Below are 16,979 nucleotides of genomic sequence, written 5' to 3'. Positions count from 1 at the left end.
TATATCAAAATACATGTATTTGATTCTTTCCTTGTGATTTAGCTTGATACAATGCCTTATCCGCATCCGACATTAAAGCCATTTCAGACTTATACGACCTTTTGAAGCTTGCGATACCAATACTGATAGTTATCTGTAATAATTTTCCATCTGGCGCTATAAATCGGGTAGATTCCACCTCACTGCGAAAGCGCTCCAGCGCCAACTCACCCTCCTCACTGCTGCACTCTGGAAGAATGACCGCAAACTCCTCGCCGCCGATCCGAGCGGGGAAGTCAATATCACGACAGTTGTCACGCAGAATGTCAGCCAGTTTCTTTAAAACGACATCCCCATAATCATGACCATAGGTATCATTAATTAATTTGAAATCATCAATATCCCAGATAACGAGACAATAGCTTCTCCCTGTACGCACGGCTCTGGCATGTTCAGTTTTCAATCGGGGCATAAAGGCACGCCGGTTTGACAGGCAAGTTAACGGATCACGCTCAGCCGCTTTTTTCCAGGCCTGACGTGAAGCCATCGTCAGATTAATTTGGTTTTGTTGTATAGCGATAACAAATACAGCCAATGCACTGGAAAATATGTAAGCAATCAAACCGGTCAAAGTAAATTGATAATTATTTGTTAAAAACACACTGTTATCAAAAGCCATAATGCTGATAACAATCACAAAGCACAGGCTACTGAACAAGTTGATAAAAACCAGTTTCAAATAAATAGCCATCATCACCATAACTGGTAACAGCAAAAATATTAATGGCCCATAAACGGTAGCAGCCAATATTACGATTAATCCGATTATCGCTGCCCCTGACCACAGCTTATTTAATTCGCTTAGCTGCACCGCCGGGCTATGTGCAAACCCTGTAAAGACCTGATAAATCAGCAGTATCCCCAAGGCATGGGCAATTAGCAGAGTAATATAAAGGTCTATAAACTTTTCAGCTTCAATATATCCATTTAACAGCAGATTGGTGCCTATCAATAACGCTGATAACGCCGGAACAAGGCCACAAAGTAACAACAGAAATTTAAGTAAATGATGGGGTCTGCTTACGCCGTAGGGCAGAAATCGACGCATAAGCAACATTCCAAAAACACTCTCCCCACCCATGATCAATGAAGCGACAATAATATACAGCGAGTTGTGGTGAAACGTGTTTTCTACTATGAGTGGAAAATGGGCTGCAAATGTTGCCATTACAATAAACGGAAACGCACGCACTCCCCACAAAAGGCACATTACCAGCCCGATACCGGATGAAAGCGACAATAAATTGATATTGCCAGGGGGAAAGGAAAACCAGGTAAGACCCAGTCGGACAAATAAATAATAGAGCGAGGTGGTCAACAGCAGATTCAACAGACCATTGATAGTGCCGGGAAAAATCGTTGTTTTCACCCTGCCTCCCCCTTTCAAGAAATAATTTACCTTGAAAGCATCTCTATACAAAAAATGACTCTATTTGATTGTCATAGCCTCAGAAGAAAAAGGCAAGAAATAAGACAAGGATAAACAACCCTAATCATAAGGTTCATAGTTTTTATCCGGTTTATCGTCTTTTACAGCTGGGTGCTTTGAATCACGAATACCCAGATAATAAAAAACCAGTAGTAACAGATAAAAAAACAGCAGGCCATCTTCAGAGGCTATACCCAATAAAGCCCAGAGCGGCACCACATAAAACACTAAATTGAGCAAAACCGTTAGCGTTTTTCCCAGACGGCGTTTTCCCAAGTCAAACAGATAGCCGGCAAAGAGGCCTGTCATATATCCACCGACAATTGCCAGAATCAATAACAGAATGATGCCAATCGTTGAAAATCTATCCATTTCAAACCTAAATTCTGATAGCTACAGTTTAATAATGACGCTGTAAGCGTTTTTTGTCATTTTTTCCTAGGGCTTGTTTATCTTTCATCTCCGCCTCTGTTGTGAACTGAAAAAGCGTCAATCAAGGCACGAGGAGCGCCTTTTGTTAGATACATCCATGTATCTCACCCCATTGGGGCTTACGCTCAAAAACGCTCCCGGCGTTTTTGTAGTTGTTCTAAATAAGTGACGAGCAAAGCTTCCGCATCCTGCTCACGCCCCTGACCTATATCCATGTAGGCCACGCCGAGTGGCACTTTTACAGTCACAACCCGAAGGGCTGGGACTATTTTTGCGCCCGCCAGCGTTGTATGAAATACATCCCTGTATTTCACCGCTACGCGGCCAGCTAAGCTGTTCAAATGAGTTCCAGACTCATTTGTCAATCACTTATGTAGGAAAGCTACACGGCGTGCTTTCCGCCTTGCCGGACACACAAATAGTCCCAGCAGTGGTGGAGATGAAAGATAAACAAGCCCTAATAGTTGGTATTTGAAAACAAAACAGGCAATATTGATAGCGAAATAACGCTGGAGGGGTTAGATATGCGTCAACATTTTTTGCTACTCGGTCTGTTCTGCCTGATTGGCTGCGGTGAGCAAATTGACAAAGTTGAGCAGGACAGAGTCGATCCGGTGATTCAGTTAACTGACTGGTGTTTTCAGCATTGGACAGAGCAGCAATGGACATTGGGGGAAACCAATTTACCTGCTGTAGAGAATCAATCATTTGCTGAGGGAATTCGTAAAGTATGTCGCGCCCGCGCTGAACTTTATGCTGAAGGCTATGAAATTTACCCGTTTATTACCGACACCATGCAACGCGAGATTTATGCACTGGTTTTTTCAGCTAGTGTGGAAGATATTAAATCACATCTGAAACAGCATCTTCCAAAGCTACAACGTATTTAAGCTACAGATTTAATTGCTGATGTAGCCCCTGTCGATAAGCGGTGATAGCCGGAATTAAAGCGACCACAAAACTGGCGATAAGCACCATCGGCAACATAAACATAAACTCATTAATGATGGATAATCGGGTAAGCAAAATCCCATATTCCTGCAATAACCAATCTTTCAATACATACATACTTAGTTGTAAACTGATAAAGGCGGTGAATGCCGCAGCCAAACTGATTAATAACGCTTCAATCTGTAGCAATGCAAACAAGAAGCTTGGCCGATAACCCAATGCTCGGAGAACGGATAATTCATGGCGCCGTTCACGCATTGAAACCAATAGCATATTGGCCATCCCAATCAGCGCACCTAACAGCACCAGTGAAGCAATTAATAACAATAGCTGTTCCACACTGCTCAACATTGACCACAATGACATCAATGTGGCGCCAGGCAGAATAGCCTGTAAGGGTTCCTGCTGATATTCATTGATCTGCCGCTGTAAATTAAAGGTCTGTATCCGCGAATTCAGTCCCAGCATAAATGCCGTTATGGCTTGCGGCTGCAGATCTTTAACATTTGGCGTAGCTCTACCTGGTATTTGCACCCCTCCCTGCCAGTTGGCATGAATGGCTTCAATACCTTGCAAACTGACATAGACAGATTGATCTACCGGCGTTCCTGTTGGCGCCAGAATACCCGTGATTTTGAATGGATTATCATCATGATTGCTAAAACTGGTATTGGCAATTCCATGAGAAAGCACGATAGCATCATCGACTTGATATCCAAGTTGCTTGGCGACTTCTGAACCAATTACTGCATCAAAATGATCATCAAATGCTTTCCCTTGTTGAAATTCGAGTGGCTGTTTATTACCAAAGCGAAAAAACTCGAAAAAGTCGGTGCTGGTTCCAATGACCCGATATCCTTTATGTGAATCACCTAAAGAAATTGGAATGGTCCAGGCAACAGCAGGTTGGGAAGCAATTTCCTGATAACTCTGCCAGGAAATATTATTGGTTGGTACACCGATATGAAAGACTGAATATAGTAAAAGATTGACCTGTCCGGTTCGTGCACCAACGATTAAATCCACCCCCGAAACGGTTTTGGTAAAACTGTCTTTGGCCTGATAACGGATGGTTTCAACACTGAGCAGAACAAAAATACTCACCGTCATCATCAATATAGTCAGTAACACGCTAACACGTCTTGCCAGCAGACTTTTCCAGGCCAGTTTAAACAGCATGTTTCTCTCCTGCGACCACAAACGACTGTATATCCAGCTGTCTGGAAAAATGCTGTGCCAAGCTGCGATCATGACTAACAAAGATTAGCGTGACCTTTGCTGCTTGGACCTGGCCCAGTAACAAATCAACAAAACTATCGCGTGCATCACTATCTAAGGCTGAGGTGGGCTCATCGACGATTAATAACTCAGGTTGATTAACCAAAGCACGAACAATCGCTACCCGTTGCTGTTGACCAACACTCAATTGGGAGGCTGGTCGCTCCAGTAACGCCACCTCCAATTGCAAAGCCTTCATCAATTCCAGAGTACGTTGTTGCAGATGTTGTTTATCCAGCTTAGAAAAGTGGCTGGCTAATTTGATATTGTCAGCTACAGTTAAATATGGAATGAGATTAAATCGTTGAAACACCATGCCAATATGTTGTGCTCGAAATGCATCGCGTTTGCGGTGATTCAGTTGATTGAGTGTCACATCATCAAGCGTAATATTGCCTTGTTGTGGTATTAAAATTCCGGCCAAGAGATTTAATAAGGTCGATTTTCCCGAACCTGAAGGTCCATAAACAAATACCGTTTCACCTTTTTCTATTTGCCAGTGAGCAATATGTAATAAAGCTTTGTCTGAATCTGGTTGATAACGAAATTGGCAGTTTTCGATTTGGATTGCGGGACGATTGGTCATACGTTTACCGGATTGAATGATTGATAATTTTGGCAAGGATGCTAATTGTTATAACATAGCATTTTTGCTCGACTTTTAACCTCTCGGATTTTCCATGACCTCACTGAAACCTGCAAAGTTCTGGCTTTCTCTTCTGGTATTAACTGGTTTGGCATTTGCTCAACCGTTATTCGCTGACAGTAAATATGAGTCTATCGATTGGGTGGATCTGATGCCGGATGATGATTTGGAGGCATTGATGAATCCACCAGAATATCTAGATGAGATTGAAGATGGTTCGATGGAAGACCAAATCAGCAGTCAATTGCTAGGAGCCTTGGAAAATTCTGCCGATGACCGTTATCAACAAGCTTTGACTTCAGCCAAGGTCAAGCCTGAATACGATCAACGCCCCATCCGCCTACCTGGTTTTATCGTTCCCGTCGAAATGAATGAACAACAGCTGGTGACCGAGTTCTTTCTGGTGCCTTTTTTTGGCGCCTGTATCCATTATCCCCCACCACCGCCGAATCAGATTATTTATGTGACCTCCAAAGAAGGCGTTGCTCAACAGAATCTTTATGATCCCTATTGGGTCGAGGGCACGCTGGCCACTACAATCACCGAAAATGAGGTAGCGGTTTCTGCTTATTCCATGAATGCCGATAATATTGAGCTTTATGAAGAATAGTGCTTTATAAGTTAATCGCAGAAAAACGCTCGGGCTGATCAAATAACAAATCGTCTTGTACCCCATAGTTGGATAATTTCATCGAATAAAACCGATCAAAGTAGTCTTTTACTGTGGTTTCAATCTGCCGATCAAAATGTGGTTTAACGGTCATGGTTTGGCCAAACTGACGCTTCACAAACTCTCCGCGTTCAATAATCAGCTGACCGTTTTTGAATACCCATTGCGCCTTCCTGAACATCGCGGCTTTATCATCTTGCTCATGATAAACCGCAATATCGGCCAAAGCCCCAGGTTGAAGGTGTCCACGGTCATTCAATCCCAGTAATTTTGCCGGGGCCGCCCGCGTCATAATGGCAATATCGTATAAGCTGAATTCCTGTTTCAGATCTTTGAGCAGGGTCAACTCCATGATCTCCGGATCCAGTTCTGCCAGACAGGCCATGCGAAAATCATAGTCCATCAATAAATGCAGTAAATCCGGATAACGGGTAAACGGTGCGCCATTGGGATGATCGGTGGTGAAAAACAAACGCCAGGGATCGCCGGATAACAGAAAAATCTCCAGACCAATGGCCCATTGCAAACCATTAACAAAACTTGCCTTTTTATATTGATAAGGCACGATACCGCCACTACCCTCATCTTCGGCATGCCACATCACCCATTTGTGCGGGCTGGCATCGCCTCGACGGGAGAACTGAGCAATGATATCGCCAGACATTGTCACCGTCTGCCCAAATAACACCTGCCCGACATCCATAGTAATATTGGGATGTCGATTAAACGCTTCCATTAGCTGGGCTGCGGCTGAAGAAAAACCACGATTACCCTCTGCGCCATAACCATAAAACTGCACATGCGCCAGATGCATCGGTAAGCCCTGGGCAGCCTCCATGGTAGCAATGGCGGTTTGTACATTACCGGGAACACCCAGATTATTACAATGCACATGTACCGGATGTGGTATACCCAGCTGATGCACAGCAGTCTGCAATGAGGTTAATAAGCGGCGGGAGCTGATGCCATAAACCGGCACTTCATCATCCAGACCAAACTGTTCAACCCCTGCTTTAAACGCCTGCGAACCACCGGCATTAATCACTTTCAAACCTAATGCCTGGGTAGTGTTAATGGTCCAGCTGACATAGTCATTAATCTGATCTTGCGAAGCACCACTGCGCAACATGGATACCAGCAAATCATCACTGCCCAGAATCGCCAGCGCAGCCGTATCAATGATCGGGATATCCGCCATTTCTCGATGTACCTGCGGCGCATTCACTGGCAACATTGCCGGTTCAACCACCATGCTGTACCCCATTTCGGTGTAGCGATAACCGGTTTCAAAACTCGACCAGCGAGCATTATAAAACGGCAGATTTTCCTGTCTTTGTAGATGATTTCGATGTTGATCGGGCATTAATAAACGTGCGGTATTTACGTTACCACCTGCAATATGACTATGAATATCCACACCGCCCGCCATGGTAATGGCACCGTCCAAATCATGGGTGATGGCCGACTCTCTATCTGTGATCTGACTCGGATCAACGATTCGATCATCTCGGATCCACAGCTCCATGAGTTCACCATCCAGTTTTTGTACCGGGTCATATACTCGAGCGTTTTTAAGACGGGTTAACATGATTTATCCCACACATCTGTAATAATTGGCTTTCCATTTTTTTTGCATCAAGTGGCTTATCGGTAATGAACTCAATACGGCTTTCTGCTGCCTGACTGGCTAGTCCATCAATCGTCAAGTTGTCATCAGCTTGATTGATAGCAACAAAGCCTTCGCTGGTTCGAAAAACGGCTTTAAACCGAATCTGTTTAAATTGCTCCAACCACGCTATCAGCGGTTGGTAATCAAAATAGAATGTTGATTTGAACCGCCAGCCATAGCTATACCAGCCACTCAACTGTTGTCCTAACGCCAAGTAACCACAGTCGGGAATAGGTTGAGTTTCATTCTTCAGATCAAAAACCGCAGGCTGCTCTTGCCAGACCGCCTGATTAAATTTAGCGTTTGGCTTTAACCATTCAGTATTAATTTTTGCGTCCTGAGTGATTTGTAAAGGTAGCTCCTGAAGATGCATTTCATTCAGGTAAGCTTTTAACGCAGCAATTTCGCTCTGCCCATACATATCTGACTTGTTCGCCACGATCAGATCGGCGATCTGTAACTGCTGCTGAAAAGTCTCATGTTCGCGATATTTCGCATCAGCCATATGACGTGCATCAACCAATGTCAGCGTGGCACGTAAATCAATGATCGATTGATAAAATTCACCTGACAGCACGGCGATCACTTCTTCCGGATGCCCTAACCCACTAGGTTCAATCAATAACCTGTCGGGTTTGGCTTTGCCTATAAGCTGATTGAGTGCCACCTTCATCGGCAACCCCGCAGCACAACACATACAGCCTCCGGGTACTTCGCGAATCGTGACCTCACCTAGAGAATGGTCATCGGTTTGCAGCAGCTGGCTATCAATACCCACTTTGCCAAATTCATTAATCAATACTGCCCAACGTTCACCTGGCGGTTTGGTCTTTAGTAGCTGCTGGATCGCCGTGGTTTTACCAACGCCGAGAAAACCGGTAATCACATTAGTCGGTATCGCTTTTTGAAAAAGCCTGAAAGTTTGTTCAACCACGATTTCGGCGAGTTTGTAGCAAAATTAACCCAATAAAAAATAACCCGACGATCACTAAATTAATCAGAGTTATAAGCGCGTTGTTAGGAACAATTGGTCGATAGTCAAATACTGGAATTTTAGTGAAATCTGCCGCAGTGAACGGCTGGTCAAAAAAATAGAATTGAAAGAAATAATCGCGTAACTGCTGTTGATAGTCAGCAACCTGATCCAGAAAAGACTGACTTGCCAGCATATCGGTATCAGCGAGTCGATTCATACTGTATTGCACTCGCATCACCGGGGATAGCCAGGCAAAAGTTTCTCCGAACCGGTGGGAATGTATCCGGCTATCACGAAATTGATTCACTGCATCCGCTACAATCACATCGCTCATATGTTGCATCGCGTAATACCAGCGCCAGTCGAAAGGCTTTTGTAAGGTCGACTCTGTAGTATGCCACTGAGGATAGTCCTGCAAATAAACATCAAAATCTGCCTGCTTATCCCTATCCCAACTATCATGCATGTATTCACGTTGATCAAACACCATTGACACATGCTCAGCCGGTTGCTGTTGTTGCGTTTGATACAGATAAGCCAATCCTGGCAGCACAAAAGCAAACACAATCCACAGACTGATAAATAATAAACTGTTAAAAATGGCGCTACGTTGCAAACTGATAATCCAGCCTGTGATCACAAACCAGCAGAGTTGATATGCCAATAATATGGCTGCAATCTGCCACCATAATCCATCGAATCTGATATCTGTCAGCACAACAGCCGCCAATAGAATCAGTACGTTCACCATCGCCAGTAAGCCTGCTGCAATGAGCATTTTTTTAGTTAATAATAATCCGCTATTAGCCACTTGGGAGGCCAATAACGACCAGCGTCCGCTGGCCTTCTCTTCTGCCAGCAGATTTAAACTTAATGCCGCAATCAATAACGGCATCAGGTAAATCCAGATAAAACTCAAGTCCAGCTTACCGATGGGCATAGCGGCAATATTGCCCGTCGCCGTATTGCTCAATTGGCTTTGCAAACCTAATAAACGAACCCTTGTGTGGGTGGCCGCTTCACTGCGCTCACCTTGAATCAATGCCGACCAGGCAGAAGGTTTTTGCCAGACAGGATGAAACTGGTAATAACTCATATAACCCGAGTCGTATGGAGCTAACTGAGCATCCTTCTTATAGTCTGCCAATTCGGCTTGGTAATTTGCTTCGCTGATAGCCCGCTGTTGATATTCACGTTGCAGTCCCATCTGGCCCCAGATAATGGCTAATAAAGCTGCTAGAAGATAAGCTGCCATCAGCCATTTAAAGAGCTTGTTCTGCCATAACAAGCGTAATTCAAATTGAATAAATCTCACCTAATCAAACCTCGTTCCGACTACAGGAAAGTAACAACACACCGATGATTAACCACCCCAATAATATTAATAAAGGCGGGTAAATCAGATTCAGTTCGGCCTGCAAGGTAGGAGATTGATAATCAAATTGCTGCAGATTTGCCAAATGCTCATTCGAGACTTTTTGTTCACGGTCATGGGCATGGTCGATTTGTTCTGCATGCATCTGATTCAGCTGCTTGATGAAATTAAAGCGAAATTGCTCAGCAGCGTTTTCATAATGCAAAAAACTATCCGCGTTGGTCGCCGCGAAAATGGACGACAATTTATTGGCTAATAAATAAGGTGAAAACCACGCCACCTTGCTGACCAATTGATTTTGCTGTTCAGCGATTTGCATCAACTTTGCATATTGCTGGGTAAACACCTCGCTGGTAATTCGCTCGCCCTCCTGCATCAACACGCCGCGCCAATTCACTGGTAAATCTTCAACTCGTGAAACGCCGTATTCTGCCAATACCTGCTCACGAAACTCGTTATAGTAAGGATCATCGGGGTCATGTGAATTACCAACTTTGGCAATTTCCTGCGCTGTCTGAATATCAAACACCGCCCGATCAGGTATTGGATATTGCATATCAGCCAGACTGTAAGCCATTTTAGGCATCACAATCACTGTCAGCAGCCAGAACAACAGCAATGCAGACAAGCTTTGTTGATTGGTACGACACCAGTTGGAGAACAGCACCACTGTGAAGGTCCATAACAGGCAGTAAAACAAATACAAAACAAACATAGCGCACATTCGTAATACATCACTGCCATGTACTGGCGTTTGCAGCATAAAGCCAGTTGCAATAACAAATATCACTAATAGAAATACCAGCGATATCAGGCTGAATGCCAACGTTTTGCCGAATAACAACTGTTTGACGCTAATACCTTGTGAGACCAATTGGCGCAAAGTGCCCTGTACACGCTCACCACTGACACTATTAAATGCCAAAGCAATCAATACCAAAGGCCAGATCACCAGTATGACCGTCGCACCTGACAGATAGCCCAGCCCCATATAGGCCGTACTGCTGACATATTGTTTAAAGCTGCTGCTGTTTTGCCTATGTGCTTCCAGAAATAACGCATTTCCGACAAACGGATTCACTCCGCTATCAATAAAACTCAGGGGAGAAATGATGCGAAACACCATGGTGCCGTAATGCGCTGCCCGATGCGGATGCCGATCTGGCTGAGCATCCCAGTTAGCATCATTCTGCTGCTGCCAGAGAGTCTGGGCTTCAATAAAATCCTGCTGCTGTTGCCAATGAGAAAATGCAATTAATGCCGTTAATATTACTAACAACGGCAACAGGACTTTCAGAGTCTGGCTGCGCCACTGGGTGATCAACTCATGACGAGCAATTTCAATAATAGTCTGCATCATGATTAGAACTTATAAGCCACTGAAACACTGGCATTAACGCCATCACCAGGTGAATGGATGGTGTCAACCGGATCGCCTGCATTCCCAAAGTCATATACGTATTCGTAATATTCATTGAACAGGCTATTAACCTGAAAGTTGATATTGCCCCAGCTTGTCTCGTAATCAAGACTGGCATTGACCAGATTATATTGACCAAACTTGCCGCCAGCATTTGCTTCGTTAATATAAGACGCCCCCTGAGCATCGTAATGTAAACGTCCAGTCAGCGCCGGAGTAAACAGATAACTAACACCCGTTGAAGCGGTATAGGAAGGAATACTGCGTAATTCATTTCCTTTGTCAGCTCCGGGACTTTGAATCTCTGAATCCACAGTGCTGAAGTTACCCCAAAGAGTCAGTTTGTCAGTTGCCATCCAACTCATGCCAAAATCCGCGCCCTGACGCAGCGTTTCACCCACATTTCGAGCCACGCCATCAACCAAAACAAACTCGTCTTTGGCTTTCTGTTCCCAATAGGACAAGCGAAATTCTAGGCTATAGGTTGGCATCCATTTCACCCCCAGTTCCCAGCCATCATTGATTGAAACATCACGTGCAGAACGGTCACCATCGGTATAGGCACTACTGCTGACCGGGTGCTGGAAACTGCGTCCTGCATTGGCAAACAAAGTCACTTGATCAGTTGGGTAGAGGAACAGATTAAATTTAGGCTGCACAATGGTGCCATAGTCATAACTATCCTGATTACTGATCACCTCATCGGCTGCGTTACGCTGTTTAAAATCTCCATCAATTCGATCAGCACGGATGGCGGCATTCCAGGCGATAAACTTATTCGGTGTGTGAGATACCTGCAGATAGGTGCCTTTGCTGACAAAATCATAATCAAAGTTACGCGACACATTACTGGTATCACGTTGCCGCATATTGCCAATTGTGCCAAAGCGCTGCTCCAATACATCCTGGCGTTCGATGTCCAGCCCCCAGTTTAATACCCACTGCTCATTAATATCCCAGGACAAGGTCGAGATAAAACCATAATGATCCTGCTCATCATAACGATTGCCCAATGAACCAGCTTCACTAAACCTCACCCAGCGCTCACGTTCGTAATAGTTGTAATACGCTTTGGCTGACCAGGTCAGATCATCACGTAATGCGGTATCAAAATGCAGGCTGTAAGATTGAGTTTCCTTATCACCACCATCTTGTCTTGCATACGCTGCAGAGCGAGTCGGATGTTTGCGTGCTTCTTCTTGGGTGAGATATCCCGGTGCATCAGCATCATACTCGGCCATTCGTGCAATAAAACCGAGTGAGGTATCGTCTGATAAGTCATAAAACCAGCGGCCACCGACACTGTATTTATCGATATCGTAATTATCCCGATAGCCTTCTGACTCGCGGTAACCAGCAAAATAGCTGTGTTGCAATGCGCCGGTCTGTTCTCCCCAATAACCCTGAATCTCACGTGCGTTATAACTACCGAGGGTTACTTCAACGTCACGGCCAATATCTGAACGGGTAGCAATATGGTAGTTACCCGCCACATTAAATGTGCCGTAGCGTGGATCACTATTACCCTTGTAAACCTGAATAGTGTCAATGTTGCCTGGAAACAGTTGATCCATCTCGCTGTAACCATTGTGCAGATTAGATGGAATGCCATCGATTAACAGCTTGGCATGAGGAGTACTTCCCTCAGCAGCAAAACCGCGAATACCAATATCAGTATTAATGATGCCCTGATTGTAGCGGGCAAAATAAACACCGGGAATTTTGGTAAACAGCTCCATGGTATTGTTCACGTGACTGATGGATAACTCCTCACGCGAGATAATATCCTGTGAACCGGCCAGATTTTCATCGGCATAATCCGGACGCGTACCCAACACCACCAGGGGATCAATACGAGCAGCGGGTTCATTATCGGTCTCGGCAATAACAACAGATAACGGCAGAGCAGACACAATCAGGCTGCTGATAAAAGTTTTTTTCACGGTAAAGTCCTTTTGTTTTTTTATGCAGCAAACTGATCAAAGTAACGTTGCGTTACCTGATCCAGTGTTAACGATTGCGTGGTAATGAGATCGGTTAAATGGCCTTGTTTCATAATGCCAATCCGGTCAGCCAGTTGATGGGCACATAAAAGATCATGTGTGACGATCAACACTGCTGCTCCGCGAGATTTAATCGTATTCACTACTTGAATAAAATCCTGAGTGGCAACCGGATCCAGACCAGAAGTCGGCTCATCCATCAAAATCAAACGGGCATGCTTTAACAAAGCAAATGCAATGGCTACTTTCTGTCGCATGCCTTTGGAGTATTCAGCTAACTGCTTGGAAAAGTCTGCCTGTTTAAGCCCTGCACTGATTAACGCTTCATGGATTTGCTGATCGGTTAATTTCATTTTGGCCAATACCGCCAGATAGTGAATATTTTCAATTGCATCAAACCGGGGATATAGATTGACGTTTTCGGGCACATACATGATTTTTTGTCGACAAGACGATGACTGCTGATAGAGGTCCTGACCTTCTAAAGTGGCGCTGCCACTGGTTGGTGAGGTAAAGCCTAACAACATATTTAAGGTGGTAGTTTTTCCTGCGCCATTTGCACCCAATAAACATAAAACTTCGCCAGAAGCGATTTTAAAGTCGAGATGATCAACGGCAATTCGATTACCAAATGATTTGGTTAACTGGTTCACTTCCAGCATGATTTCTCCTGGATTTAAATATCACAAAAGATGCAAAATATTATAAAAATACGATATATCACATCATTATTAAGCCAAAAAAAGAGTTAACTTTCTTGCTGGCAAGTTTCACATAATCCATGTAGTTCAAGTTGCGGACTGTTTAGTTGAAAATGATTATGTTCAATACTCTCTTCGAGTGCATGAATCAGTTGCTTATCCACTCCTATTTCTCTTACTTGCTGACAGTTGTCACAAATCAAAAACTGTGGTGTCTGGTGTGAATGCGAGCAGGCGATATGAGCACAGGCAATAAATTTATTATTGGAGGCCAGTTTATGCACCAGACTGTTCTGCATTAGAAAATCCAGCATTCGATAGACCGACATGACTGGAATATTTTCCTCGGTTTTCTGACGATATAGCTCAGCAATTTCATAGGCTGAACGTGGGGCCTGTGCATTTAACAACACTTCGAGAATATGTTTGCGTTTGCTGGTTAACCGCACACCATGATCAGCACAACTTCGTTCAGCTTGTTGCATTACTTTATGAGTATCGACTTTCGCCATTACTGGATCCGGATAGAGGTTCGTTGTTGATTAAGTTTTAATTGCTGCTGGCCGGTCGGTAAAACCATCTGCACTTGCATAGTTTCCAGATTACTATAAACATCAAATAAATTGATTTTCAATTCGGTAATATTTTCAGGTTTTTCACAGCGTAAAAAATAGCTGACATCTACGTCAGCGTGTCCTGCTTCGTCAGAGTCAGCAAAAGGTTCTTCGACTTCGATTGATTCAGCTTTACAGCTCGATCCCTTAACTTCTATAAGGGTAGCAAGCATTTCAAGCTGTTGCAGCATATCCTGATAAATGGCTTCTTGCTGTTCTGTTTCCGGCTGGTGTTCAAAACCTAGAAAATTCATTAATGGTGACTTTAAATGCATCATCAATACGTGATCATCCATCACTAAATCCAGTGTGGCCATTCCATGCACATGGGCACCATGATGACGATGATCTGCATCATGATCATGATGTTTGTCCTGAGCATAGACAATAGCGCTCAGGTGCACGCCACAAAACAGGGTGACTAAATATACTGCAACTCGCATGTCCAACAGTCTCCTACTCACTCGGCAAAATCCAGGGTTAGCAATAACCTTTTATCAGTCTTATTGATATGAGGCGAACGATGCACAATGCCATTCACCTGACTATTAATCCAGCCATCACCCTTGAACAATCCAACCTCTCCTTGCTGCAGTTGTTGAATATACTGATGATGTCGATATATTCCTGACAAATGATCAGGTAATCCATTAGCACCAGCACCCAGTTTTGAACGATCGACATTGTCTTCTTGCAACCATTCACTGCCCTTTCCGTGATAGGTTGTTACCAAACGACAAGCTAAATGATCAGTATGAAATCTGGGGCACATAGTCTCGTTTATCAGGCTGAGGCACAAGCCTACAACGTTTAAATCGAACAGATCTGCATACATTTCCACTAACTGACTGACATCCTCAATAAATAAATGTCGTTGAGGATCCTCTGGTAATAATCCACCAAGCCACGCACTGACTTCAGCCGGAGCAATTATTGTGCGTAATTGTAACGCATTGAGTCCTTGCGTTAATGCATCAATATAGTCCTGCAGTGTCTTTTGCAACTGTCGCTGCCAGATAACCAGATTGATATGCGGTTGATAAATTGAGGTCATCACTAAAGCTAAATCTGCTTTTTGCACATGCTCAAATACTGGATTGAGGGCAATAGCACTCTGATTCATTTTAAGCTGCCTCCCAGGCTGGAAAAGGATCGGGCAATGTTTCCCAGAGCTGCTTCCCGGCCAATAATTCACTGTCATTTAATAAACAGGCATCCAGTTCTGCTGTCACCATTTCAGCATTTAAGTTCTGACCAATAAACACCAGCTCCTGACGCATATCACCAAAGGGTTCCTGCCAGTTTTCTTTTATGGTTTGCAGACTCTCCTCATCCTGTGGCCAGCGATTTTCAGGGATAGCTTTCCAGAACATTCCGGCAAAACCATAGCGGGCAATACCACCCGCCTGATTCCACTGCCCGGCAAACTGGGGGCGGCTGGCTAACCAGAAATAGCCTTTGGAGCGAATCAACTTGCCACAGGGCCAATCCTGATGCAGAAACTCAAAAAACTTCTGTGGATGAAAAGGTCGACGGGCGACGTAGGTAAAACTGTTAATGCCATACTCTTCAGTCTCAGGGATATGTTCGCCCCGCATTTCTTTCAGCCATCCAGCTGCCTGTTCGGCTTTTTCAAAACTGAACTTCTGCGTCCCCAATACTTTATCCAATGGGATCTGGCCATTTTCTATCGAAATTATCTCTGCTTCGGTATTGAGGCTTTTCAAAATGCCAGTCAGTTCAGTTAATTGTTCAGCGGTACATAAATCGGTTTTACTGATCAAAATGACATCACAAAACTCAACCTGATCCACCAGCAAATCGGCCACACTTCGCAGATCATCTTCACCAAGGTTTTCACCAGTTTCCTGCAGTTGTCTGGCTTCATTAAAATCACGCAGAAAATTCACTGCATCCACCACCGTTACCATGGTATCGAGGCGAGCAATCTGTGACAGACTTTCTCCCTCTTCATCAGCAAAGGTAAACGTCTCAGCCACTGGCAAAGGTTCGGAAATACCGGTTGATTCAATGACCAGATAATCGAAGCGTTGCTCTGCTGCCAGCTGACGGACCTCAATCAACAGATCTTCCCGCAAGGTGCAGCAGATGCAGCCATTGCTCATTTCCACCAGCTTTTCTTCGGCGCGATTAAGCTGCACATCCTGCTGAATTTGTTGAGCATCGATATTGATTTCACTCATATCATTGACAATAACTGCCACTTTTCGACCTTCGCGATTATTTAAAATATGATTCAATACGGTGGTTTTACCGGCTCCCAAAAAACCTGATAACACAGTAACTGGCAGGCGTTTATCTAGATTTGTGTTCATAAAGCCCTTCTCCTTGTTCATTTAATAAATCCTGTTTATCCATTTACATTTCCCTCGTAACAGGAAGAAGTCGAAGTGACAGATTTCGGTTCCAGAGATGGGCGGTAATCAACAGCAGTCCGCCACTCAATGTGATCCATGTCTCCAGAGATTCCGGACCGATTAATGCTGAAACCATGGTGGAAAGTCCAATTCCACCGAGTAATAAAGGCCAATGATTTTTATGTCTGCGATAAGCTCCCGGTAAACTCAGAATCGCCAGCAGGATCACCGGAACGAGCATTACCTTATGCACCCATTCAGAAGTAAACCAATCCCCTAACAGTCCCGCTGTGCCAAATCCAATGACTATCGGTGTTACTAAGCAATGGATCATGCATGCACCTGAACAGGCCACGGCCAAATCATCTTTCATTTTCAGTTATCCCATAAATTATGAT

The 16,979-nt window shown here is 44.2% G+C and carries 18 protein-coding genes; 2 read left to right on the top strand and 16 right to left on the bottom strand.

Going from position 1 to position 16,979, the window contains the following annotated elements:
* Positions 1–4: 4 nt before the first annotated feature.
* The 3 genes from B4F66_RS02760 to B4F66_RS02750 form a co-directional block, all read right to left on the bottom strand.
* On the bottom strand, positions 5–1,408 hold the full coding sequence (locus B4F66_RS02760) for a sensor domain-containing diguanylate cyclase (protein ID WP_292357102.1): 1,404 nt from the start codon (positions 1,406–1,408) through the stop codon (positions 5–7).
* Positions 1,409–1,528: 120 nt separating this feature from the next.
* The gene (locus tag B4F66_RS02755; RefSeq protein ID WP_292357103.1) at positions 1,529–1,840 is read right to left on the bottom strand and encodes a hypothetical protein; all 312 of its coding nucleotides are present in this window, start codon (positions 1,838–1,840) and stop codon (positions 1,529–1,531) included.
* Between the two features lie 185 nt (positions 1,841–2,025).
* Positions 2,026–2,241: a hypothetical protein gene (locus B4F66_RS02750; RefSeq protein WP_292411420.1), complete on the bottom strand. Its 216-nt coding sequence runs from the start codon at positions 2,239–2,241 to the stop codon at positions 2,026–2,028.
* A gap of 183 nt (positions 2,242–2,424) precedes the next feature.
* On the opposite strand from B4F66_RS02750, the gene B4F66_RS02745 reads away from it, so the two are divergent.
* Positions 2,425–2,790 (top strand): hypothetical protein, encoded by a 366-nt coding sequence (locus tag B4F66_RS02745; RefSeq protein WP_292353386.1) that lies wholly within the window; start codon positions 2,425–2,427, stop codon positions 2,788–2,790.
* A gap of 1 nt (position 2,791) precedes the next feature.
* Here the strand turns inward: B4F66_RS02745 and B4F66_RS02740 are convergent, their stop codons facing one another.
* Both B4F66_RS02740 and B4F66_RS02735 read right to left on the bottom strand, forming a co-directional pair.
* Positions 2,792–4,030, bottom strand: a complete 1,239-nt coding sequence (locus tag B4F66_RS02740) for an ABC transporter permease (RefSeq protein WP_292353387.1) — start codon at positions 4,028–4,030, stop codon at positions 2,792–2,794.
* Positions 4,020–4,715 (bottom strand): ABC transporter ATP-binding protein, encoded by a 696-nt coding sequence (locus tag B4F66_RS02735; protein WP_292411437.1) that lies wholly within the window; start codon positions 4,713–4,715, stop codon positions 4,020–4,022. Before B4F66_RS02735 ends, B4F66_RS02740 begins: the two co-directional genes overlap by 11 nt.
* A gap of 94 nt (positions 4,716–4,809) precedes the next feature.
* Here B4F66_RS02735 and B4F66_RS02730 point away from each other — a divergent pair, with 94 nt between their 5' ends.
* Entirely contained in the window at positions 4,810–5,385 is a 576-nt protein-coding gene (locus B4F66_RS02730) for a DUF3299 domain-containing protein (RefSeq protein ID WP_292353389.1), read from the top strand.
* A 4-nt stretch (positions 5,386–5,389) separates the two neighbouring features.
* Here the strand turns inward: B4F66_RS02730 and B4F66_RS02725 are convergent, their stop codons facing one another.
* The 11 genes from B4F66_RS02725 to B4F66_RS02675 form a co-directional block, all read right to left on the bottom strand.
* Positions 5,390–7,033, bottom strand: coding sequence for a formylmethanofuran dehydrogenase subunit A (locus B4F66_RS02725; RefSeq protein WP_292353390.1), 1,644 nt, complete (start codon positions 7,031–7,033; stop codon positions 5,390–5,392).
* A complete protein-coding gene (locus B4F66_RS02720; RefSeq protein ID WP_292353391.1) occupies positions 7,017–8,048 on the bottom strand; it encodes a CobW family GTP-binding protein in 1,032 nt (343 codons plus the stop codon). The genes B4F66_RS02725 and B4F66_RS02720 overlap by 17 nt, the downstream gene beginning before the upstream one ends.
* Positions 8,041–9,405 carry a DUF3526 domain-containing protein gene (locus tag B4F66_RS02715; protein WP_292353392.1) on the bottom strand — a complete coding sequence of 455 codons (1,365 nt, stop codon included), beginning with the start codon at positions 9,403–9,405 and terminating at the stop codon, positions 8,041–8,043. Before B4F66_RS02715 ends, B4F66_RS02720 begins: the two co-directional genes overlap by 8 nt.
* A gap of 4 nt (positions 9,406–9,409) precedes the next feature.
* Positions 9,410–10,825: an ABC transporter permease gene (locus B4F66_RS02710; RefSeq protein WP_292411291.1), complete on the bottom strand. Its 1,416-nt coding sequence runs from the start codon at positions 10,823–10,825 to the stop codon at positions 9,410–9,412.
* Between the two features lie 2 nt (positions 10,826–10,827).
* Positions 10,828–12,828, bottom strand: coding sequence for a TonB-dependent receptor (locus tag B4F66_RS02705; protein ID WP_292353395.1), 2,001 nt, complete (start codon positions 12,826–12,828; stop codon positions 10,828–10,830).
* A gap of 20 nt (positions 12,829–12,848) precedes the next feature.
* A complete protein-coding gene (locus tag B4F66_RS02700; protein ID WP_292353396.1) occupies positions 12,849–13,550 on the bottom strand; it encodes an ABC transporter ATP-binding protein in 702 nt (233 codons plus the stop codon).
* A gap of 86 nt (positions 13,551–13,636) precedes the next feature.
* Entirely contained in the window at positions 13,637–14,101 is a 465-nt protein-coding gene (locus B4F66_RS02695) for a Fur family transcriptional regulator (RefSeq protein ID WP_292353397.1), read from the bottom strand.
* Complete coding sequence (locus B4F66_RS02690; protein WP_292353398.1) at positions 14,101–14,646, bottom strand: ZrgA family zinc uptake protein; 546 nt, start codon at positions 14,644–14,646, stop codon at positions 14,101–14,103. The genes B4F66_RS02695 and B4F66_RS02690 overlap by 1 nt, the downstream gene beginning before the upstream one ends.
* 17 nt (positions 14,647–14,663) lie before the next feature.
* The gene (locus B4F66_RS02685; protein WP_292353399.1) at positions 14,664–15,326 is read right to left on the bottom strand and encodes a DUF1826 domain-containing protein; all 663 of its coding nucleotides are present in this window, start codon (positions 15,324–15,326) and stop codon (positions 14,664–14,666) included.
* Between the two features lies 1 nt (position 15,327).
* Positions 15,328–16,539: a zinc metallochaperone GTPase ZigA gene (zigA, locus tag B4F66_RS02680; RefSeq protein WP_292353400.1), complete on the bottom strand. Its 1,212-nt coding sequence runs from the start codon at positions 16,537–16,539 to the stop codon at positions 15,328–15,330.
* Between the two features lie 43 nt (positions 16,540–16,582).
* A complete protein-coding gene (locus B4F66_RS02675) occupies positions 16,583–16,954 on the bottom strand; it encodes a MerC domain-containing protein (RefSeq protein ID WP_292353401.1) in 372 nt (123 codons plus the stop codon).
* Between the last annotated feature and the right edge of the window lie 25 nt (positions 16,955–16,979).

The sequence above is a fragment of the Methylophaga sp. UBA3603 genome, from assembly GCF_002375335.1.
Taxonomy (GTDB): domain Bacteria; phylum Pseudomonadota; class Gammaproteobacteria; order Nitrosococcales; family Methylophagaceae; genus Methylophaga.
This window is presented reverse-complemented; position numbering and strand designations above follow the sequence as displayed.

Coding starts and splice junctions, on each gene's coding strand:
- B4F66_RS02755 (WP_292357103.1), bottom strand. CDS start 1,840: ATGGATAGATTTTCAACGATTGGCATCATTCTGTTATTGATTCTGGCA.
- B4F66_RS02745 (WP_292353386.1), top strand. CDS start 2,425: ATGCGTCAACATTTTTTGCTACTCGGTCTGTTCTGCCTGATTGGCTGC.
- B4F66_RS02740 (WP_292353387.1), bottom strand. CDS start 4,030: ATGCTGTTTAAACTGGCCTGGAAAAGTCTGCTGGCAAGACGTGTTAGC.
- B4F66_RS02735 (WP_292411437.1), bottom strand. CDS start 4,715: ATGACCAATCGTCCCGCAATCCAAATCGAAAACTGCCAATTTCGTTAT.
- B4F66_RS02730 (WP_292353389.1), top strand. CDS start 4,810: ATGACCTCACTGAAACCTGCAAAGTTCTGGCTTTCTCTTCTGGTATTA.
- B4F66_RS02725 (WP_292353390.1), bottom strand. CDS start 7,033: ATGTTAACCCGTCTTAAAAACGCTCGAGTATATGACCCGGTACAAAAA.
- B4F66_RS02710 (WP_292411291.1), bottom strand. CDS start 10,825: ATGATGCAGACTATTATTGAAATTGCTCGTCATGAGTTGATCACCCAG.
- B4F66_RS02700 (WP_292353396.1), bottom strand. CDS start 13,550: ATGCTGGAAGTGAACCAGTTAACCAAATCATTTGGTAATCGAATTGCC.
- B4F66_RS02695 (WP_292353397.1), bottom strand. CDS start 14,101: ATGGCGAAAGTCGATACTCATAAAGTAATGCAACAAGCTGAACGAAGT.
- B4F66_RS02690 (WP_292353398.1), bottom strand. CDS start 14,646: ATGCGAGTTGCAGTATATTTAGTCACCCTGTTTTGTGGCGTGCACCTG.
- B4F66_RS02685 (WP_292353399.1), bottom strand. CDS start 15,326: ATGAATCAGAGTGCTATTGCCCTCAATCCAGTATTTGAGCATGTGCAA.
- zigA (WP_292353400.1), bottom strand. CDS start 16,539: ATGAACACAAATCTAGATAAACGCCTGCCAGTTACTGTGTTATCAGGT.
- B4F66_RS02675 (WP_292353401.1), bottom strand. CDS start 16,954: ATGAAAGATGATTTGGCCGTGGCCTGTTCAGGTGCATGCATGATCCAT.